Consider the following 6,757-nt stretch of genomic DNA (forward strand, 5'->3'; position numbering starts at 1 on the left):
ATGATCGACAACGGCGGCGGCGGATCGATCGTCGCGGTATCCAGCATCAGCGGCACCGTCGCCGACCGCGACATGGGCGCCTACTGCGTTTCCAAGGCCGGGGTAGACATGCTGGTCCGGGTCGCAGCAAGCGAGTGGGGGCCGCACGGCATCCGAGTCAATGCGGTGGGGCCGGGGGTCACCCGAACCCCGATGCTGGCCCAGGCCGAGCAGCTGTCGGGGTGGGTGGACGGGCTGGGTCAACGAACTGCTCTCGGCCGGGTAGGTGAGGCCGATGACGTCGCCGAGGCCATCATCGCGGTGCTCGAGATGGGTTGGGTGACAGGGCAGACCGTCCTGGCCGACGGTGGTCTGGCATTGCACAGCCCGATCGACACCTACGGACAGGTTCAACGTCTGCGGGCCAAGCGGGGCTAGTCGATCAGCAACTCCTGGCCCCGACAGTCCCAGGAAAACCGGACGACTGCCTGAGGGCCGGCCGTGTGATTTAGCGAATTCCCGGCGTCTCGTCGCCCAGTCGATCAGGTCCGGTGCTCGCGTCGATAGTTCTCGACGACCGCTGGGCGTATTTGAGAGACGGTGCATTGGTCGTCAAAGACGAAAAATGCGATGTGAAACCATTCGCCATCGACCCGGTTCGCGAGTCGCGCCTATGGGAGGCTACGGCTGAGTTACTCGACGTGGAACGCTAGCAGGCCATCTCCGGGACTCATGCTGGATGGAGACGCCATCGCTGCTCCCGCTCCGAAAAAGGTCGCGCCGGCGGCAAGCACGGAGAGGGCGGTTGACAAGAATGACCGCTTCACCTCGACGCGGCCATTTACCGCAGGCGAAATGCTGTCAACACTTGTTTTCATATTGTTGAGGTTAGTGGCGAAAGGTAAGTAATCTCTGTCCGAACTCGATGAATCCGGCTGCCGAATCTTAAGACTGTAATTGCCGGGCGATCGCCTTCTTGTCGACCTTGCCGACCGGGGTGGTCGGGAGCGTGGCCATCGGGCTCAGCACATCCGGTCGTGCATGTCTGGCGACGCCGCGCTGGTCCAGGTAGGCGTTCAACTCCGTCAGGGTCACTGGGCTTCCGGAGAAAACGACTGCCGCACAGATTTTTTCGCCCAGGTATGGATCGGGCAGCGCTACCGCCGCCGCTGACGAGATCGCCGGATGGGTTCGCAAGTGCTCTTCGAGATCGGCCGCGGGGATCGTCTCGCCACCGCGATGAATGACGTCTTTCACTCGGCCGGTGACCTCTAAGTTCCCGTCCGGGTGTTGACGGACGAGGTCGCCGCTGCGGTAGAAACCCTCCGGGTCGAAGCAGCGCGCGTTGGCTTCTTCGGCGCGGAAGTACCCGTTGAAGGTGTATGGACCCCGCACCAGCAGTTCGCCCTCCGTGCCGGCCCGGACGGTTCGGCCGGCGTCGTCGACGATGCGCAGTTCGTCGTCGACGCAGAGCGGTCGACCTTGGGTGTGGTCGATCACGTTCGGCGGGTCGCCGGATCGGGTGTAGTTCAGCAGCCCTTCGGCCATTCCGAAGACCTGCTGCAGGCCTGGTGTCAATGTCTCGCGGACGCGCTGAGCATCATTGGCTTCCAGCTTGGCGCCACCAACCTGTAACAGCCGTAACGAGGTTGGGGCCTCGGGCTCCCATTCGGTGGCCTGTGCCCACAGGTTGGCCAATGCCGGCACCAGCGCGGTGACAGTGACGCCGTGGCGTGCAATGGCCCTGAACGCCGACTCCGGGCTGGGGTTGCTGAGAAACACGGTGGGTGCGCCCACCGCGATAGCGCCCAGTAGTCCGGGGCAGGCCAGCGGAAAGTTGTGCGCGGCAGGCAAAGCCGCCATATACACGTCGTCGGCGGTGAGCTTGCAGAGTTCAGCGCTGGCCTTGGCGTTATAGACGTAGTCGTTGTGAGTGCGGGGGATGAGCTTTGGCGTGCCGGTGGTCCCGCCCGACACCAGCAGCAGCGCGGGAGACTCGGGATCTGGATTGTGTCGCTCGGGCCGTTCGACGTTGCTCGCGTATACCTGCGACCACGACGTGAAGGGTCCCGGGTCGCCGTCGACGATGACGTGTCGCAGCCCGGGATGGCCGTGTGAGAGTTCCTGTGCCATCGGGCGGTAGTCGAAACCGCCTGCGCTATCGGGGATTATCAGCGCTGTCGCTTCGCTGACCGCGGCGAAGTGTCCCAGCTCGGCCGCGCGGTGGCCGGTCAGGCACATCACCGGGATCGCGCCGACACGTAGCAGTGCGAACAACGCCACCGCGAATTCGCAGTTGTTCGGCAGTTGCAGGAGGACCCGATCGCCCGCGGCGATGCCCAACCGCACCAAGCCCGCCGCCGCGCGGTCTGCGCGTTGGTCGAGGTGCCCGAAGGTCAGTCGCTGCGGTCCGTCGGCGTCGACGACGGCAAGTTGTGCCGACCAGTTCTGTGCCGCATCGGACAGCATCGAGTCGACGGTCCGGCCGGTCCAGTAACCAGCGGCCCGATATTTCGCCGCGCGGTCCGGTGGAAACGGCACAAAGCCTTCCAGCTGGGAAGACGGCATCGGTTGCCTCCAGTTCGGCTGTCCGATACGCAAAGGGCGGGATGGACGAAGAACGTCCATCCCGCCCCGGCGCGTCCTTGGTTCAGAGGTTAGAACAGCCCCGTGAACAGGTCCGGCAGCGCAGTCGAGACGGATTCCGCCGCAACCGACGAGGCGGAGTCAGCACCCAGCGAGCCCAGCGCCGTGACGAACTGCTCGGTCCAGGTCGTGTAGAGCTCGTCCAGGAAGCTGCCCGCGTTGATCAGGCCTGGGAACAGGTTTTCAGAGCCGTCAACAGGGTTGATCCCGGCGTCGTAGCCGTTGACAACGGCGTTGAGCACGTCAGACGGCAGATTGTTCAGGTCGGACAGGGCCGTGGCGCTGTCGCCCGCACCGGACGCGGCGCTGATGCTGTCCAGGTCGGCGGTCAGCGCAAAGAAGCCGCTGAGCTCGGGGGACAGCACGGTCTGGGCTAGATCCTTCAGCTCGTTGTAGTCGCCGAAGGCCTGGAGCAGGTTGGTCTGGATCTGAGACAGCTCGACGGGAATCGACAACGTCGTCACACCCTTGGTGGTCTCGTCGAGAAGCGGGGCCAGCAGCGGCTTGGCCGTGTGGTCCAACAGCTCCAGCGTGTAATTGTTGAAGTCGCTAAAGAGTTGCTCGCTCCCGTTCGGGTTGGTCGATATCGTCGATAGGTCGTTCGAAAGCTTTTCAATGAGGCTGCCGGTGATGCCGGGGGTGGGGCCACCGAGCACCGGCTCGCCGCCGAACAACCCGAAGACGTAGCCATCGTCGCTGCCATACCAGCCGCCGAACAGTGCGTTGTTGATCCCGGTGTCGAAGCCGGTCAGAGCGGTGCTGATCTGGGTGCTGAAGGCGTCGGAGACGTTGCCGAGTGCCGTCGACAGTTCGGTGCTCGACGTGGCGCCTTCGCTTTGCAGGGTCGCCAGGTTGTCGTTCACGTTGGCGAGGAACGTCGTCCAGTCAACTTCGCCTGCGGCCAGCTTGACGTCCCGGTGCTGGACCTGCGTCCCGGTAGGGGTCGGCGCATTCATGGCGAACAAGGTCGCGCCTGCAACCGCCACACCGGCGATCATGAGTCGGCTCACGTGAGCCGTCTTCGAGTCGGAGGGAAGAGCTAGATGCACGGCATCTCCTTTAGTAACCGTCACTGAGACATAGCGCCATAACCAGGCGGGACGCGACGCTACCTGAGATTTGACTGAGTTACAATAGGTAACCCTAACCTCACTGAGGCTAGGGTAACTTCATCGACCTCGACCGCGATAACCGCTGCTCTGGGTCAATCGGCGATGACGCCGGGGTGGCGGTCTTGGTTGTGACTACCCGCGTGACGGGGGCTGCGTGGGGGAGATTCTTAGCTAGTGCTGAGGGCGGTAGCGTCCCGGGTACCCCGACTATTAAAGTAGCCAGCAATTTAGGCTAGCCTCCACTAACTAGTAGGAGGATTGGGTTTGTTGACTGGTGGGGTGCGGGCTTCCGTTGCTGGCAGCCCGAGCGACGTGTGCGCTGAGGTCGCCGAATTGCTCGGCATCAGCGCCGATGCCGTCGACCCCAGCGGCAACCTCATCAGCCAGGGTCTCGATTCGATTCGGATGATGTCCCTTGCCGGTCGGTGGCGTCGTCGGGGTATCGATGTCGACTTCGCTGCGCTGGCCGCCGATCCCACCGTTGAGGCATGGTCGCTGCTCGTCGGCGCCAACCACGACACTGCCGAGCCTGTCGTCGCGGCGGAAGCGCATACCGGTGCATCCGATGGCGCATTTCCGCTCGCCCCGATGCAGCACGCCATGTGGGTAGGTCGCCACGACAACCAGCCGCTCGGTGGTGTGGCTGGACATTTATATGTCGAATTCGACGGCGGGGCAATCGATCCCGAACGCCTACGGGACGCGGCCACGCAGCTGGCGGCGCGTCATCCGATGCTGCGGGTGACGTTTCTGTCGGATGGAACCCAGCAGACCGATCGCAGCCAGGAACCGGCGAGTTTCCCGGTCACGGTTCACGACTTTCGGGACCTCGGCCCGGCGGTCGTCGCTAAGCGGCTCGCCGACATTCGGGAAGCGAAGTCGCATCAGCAGCTCGACGGGCAGGTGTTCGAGCTGACCCTTTCATTGCTGCCCGGGGAAAGCTCACGCCTGCATGTGGATTTGGACATGCAGGCCGCCGACGCGATGAGCTACCGCACGCTGATGGCCGATCTCGCGTCGCTGTATCAAGGGCGGCAGCTCCCGGAGTTGGGCTACAGCTACCGGGAATACCGTCAGGAGACTGTGCGGCGGGAGGCGGGACCGCAGCCGGCTCACGACGCTGACCGGGACTGGTGGTCACAGCGGATCCCTGAGCTGCCGGATTCGCCCAAGTTGCCATCGTCGGGCCGAAAAGTGCTTTCCCGCAACAGCACTCGACGTTGGCAGTGGTTGGATCCGGAAACCCGGCACGCGCTGTTCGAGCACGCCCACTCCGTGGGTGTCACCCCCGCGATGATGTTTGCCGCGGCTTTCGCGCACACCTTGGCGTGCTGGTCGAGCACATCGCGATTCCTGCTGAATGTGCCGCTGTTCGGTCGCCAGGACCTGCATCCCGATGTCGACAGCCTGGTCGGCGACTTCACATCGTCGTTGCTGCTCGACATCGACCTGACCGGCACCACCGATGCGGTGTCACGAGCGCACGCTGTGCAGGACGCGATGCGGACCGCGGCAACGCATTCCAGCTATCCCGGTTTGTCGGTGCTGCGCGATCTTGGCCGCTACCGGGGCGCCCCGGTGCTCGCCCCGGTGGTGTTCACCAGCGCGCTCGGACTCGGCGAGCTGTTCTGCCGCGACGTCACTGAGGCTTTCGGCACGCCGAGCTGGATCATCTCGCAAGGGCCGCAAGTCTCGCTCGACGCTCAGGTCACCGAATTCGACGGCGGCGTGCTGGTGAATTGGGACGTCCGCGAGGACGTTTTCCCGTCGGGTGTCATCGACGCGATGTTCGCTCATCACATCGACGAGCTGCGTCGGCTGACCTCCAGGCTCGACGAGTGGGAAGTGTCTGATCTTCCGTCGCTGCCGGCCGCTCAGCGCGCGGTGCGCGACACGGTCAACAGCCGAACCGCCGACCCCAGCGGAGAGACGCTGCACCAGGGCTTCTTTCGCCGTGCCGAACAGCAGCCGGACGCACCGGCGGTCTTCGCCAGTTCCGGCGACCTTAGCTACGCGCAGTTGCGCGACCAGGCATTGACAGTGGCGTCAGCCATGCGTGCGAACGGGATTCGCGAGGGTGACACCGTTGCGGTGATGGGTCCCAAAACCGCTGAACAGGTGCCCGCGTTATTGGGGATTCTGGCGACGGGTGGCGCCTATTTGCCGATAAGCGTCGACCAGCCCCGTGATCGCGCGGAACGCATTCTGCAGGCCGGTCAGGTGAAGCTGGCCCTAGTGTGTGGTGGCGAGCGACTCTCGTTGCCGGTGCCGGCGTTGACGATTGCGAATGTGCTGACGGGCGTGCCCACCGACGCTGAGATTGACATCGCGACAACCGATCCCGCCGCGCTGGCCTATGTGCTGTTCACTTCGGGCTCCACCGGGGAGCCCAAGGGCGTAGAGGTTACCCACGACGCCGCGATGAACACCGTCGAGTTCATCGCCCGGCATTTCGATATCGGCGCGGCGGATCGTTGCCTGGCGCTGTCCACATTGGAGGGCGATATCTCGGTGATGGACATCTTCGTCACCTTGCGGACCGGTGGATCGATCGTGGTGGTCGACGAGGCGCAGCGGCGCGATCCTGATGCCTGGGCCCGGCTCATCGACGCTCACAAAGTCACGGTGTTGCACTTCATGCCGGGGTGGCTGGAGATGCTGAGTGAGATAGCCGCTGGACGCCTGTCGTCGGTGCGGGTAATCCCCACCGGGGGCGACTGGGTGCGGCCCGAGGTTGTTCGCCGCCTTCGGGCCGAGTCGCCCGCGCTGCGGTTTGCCGGCTTGGGTGGCGCTACCGAAACCGCGATCCACAACACCATTTTCGAGATCGGCGACGTCGACGCACTCCCGTCGGAGCTGACGGCGTTGCCGTTCGGCACGCCGCTTTCCAACAATGCCTGCCGAGTGGTCAACGATCGGGGCGCCGATTGCCCCGACTGGGTCGCCGGCGAACTGTGGGTCGCCGGACGCGGCATTGCCCGGGGCTACCGCGGACGTCCGGATCTCACCGCCCAACGGTT

Annotated in this window: 4 protein-coding genes; 2 read left to right on the top strand and 2 right to left on the bottom strand. The window is 64.4% G+C overall.

Going from position 1 to position 6,757, the window contains the following annotated elements; translation table 11 throughout:
- The coding region (locus WAN02_RS33830) for an SDR family NAD(P)-dependent oxidoreductase (protein ID WP_422269715.1) at positions 1 to 417 on the top strand (417 nt) is incomplete at its 5' end.
- Positions 418 to 924: 507 nt separating this feature from the next.
- Here the strand turns inward: WAN02_RS33830 and WAN02_RS33835 are convergent.
- Positions 925 to 2,547, bottom strand: coding sequence for a (2,3-dihydroxybenzoyl)adenylate synthase (locus tag WAN02_RS33835; RefSeq protein ID WP_422269716.1), 1,623 nt, complete (start codon positions 2,545 to 2,547; stop codon positions 925 to 927).
- 89 nt (positions 2,548 to 2,636) lie between these two features.
- The gene (locus tag WAN02_RS33840; protein WP_422269717.1) at positions 2,637 to 3,674 is read right to left on the bottom strand and encodes a hypothetical protein; all 1,038 of its coding nucleotides are present in this window, start codon (positions 3,672 to 3,674) and stop codon (positions 2,637 to 2,639) included.
- 342 nt (positions 3,675 to 4,016) lie between these two features.
- Here WAN02_RS33840 and WAN02_RS33845 point away from each other — a divergent pair.
- The coding region (locus tag WAN02_RS33845; RefSeq protein ID WP_422269718.1) for an AMP-binding protein at positions 4,017 to 6,757 on the top strand (2,741 nt) is incomplete at its 3' end.

The sequence above is a fragment of the Mycobacterium sp. genome (assembly GCF_049281135.1).
GTDB lineage: Bacteria > Actinomycetota > Actinomycetes > Mycobacteriales > Mycobacteriaceae > Mycobacterium.

What these genes read in the sequence shown, in the direction of transcription:
- WAN02_RS33835 (WP_422269716.1), bottom strand. Translation starts at nt 2,547, where the DNA reads ATGCCGTCTTCCCAGCTGGAAGGCTTTGTGCCGTTTCCACCGGACCGC.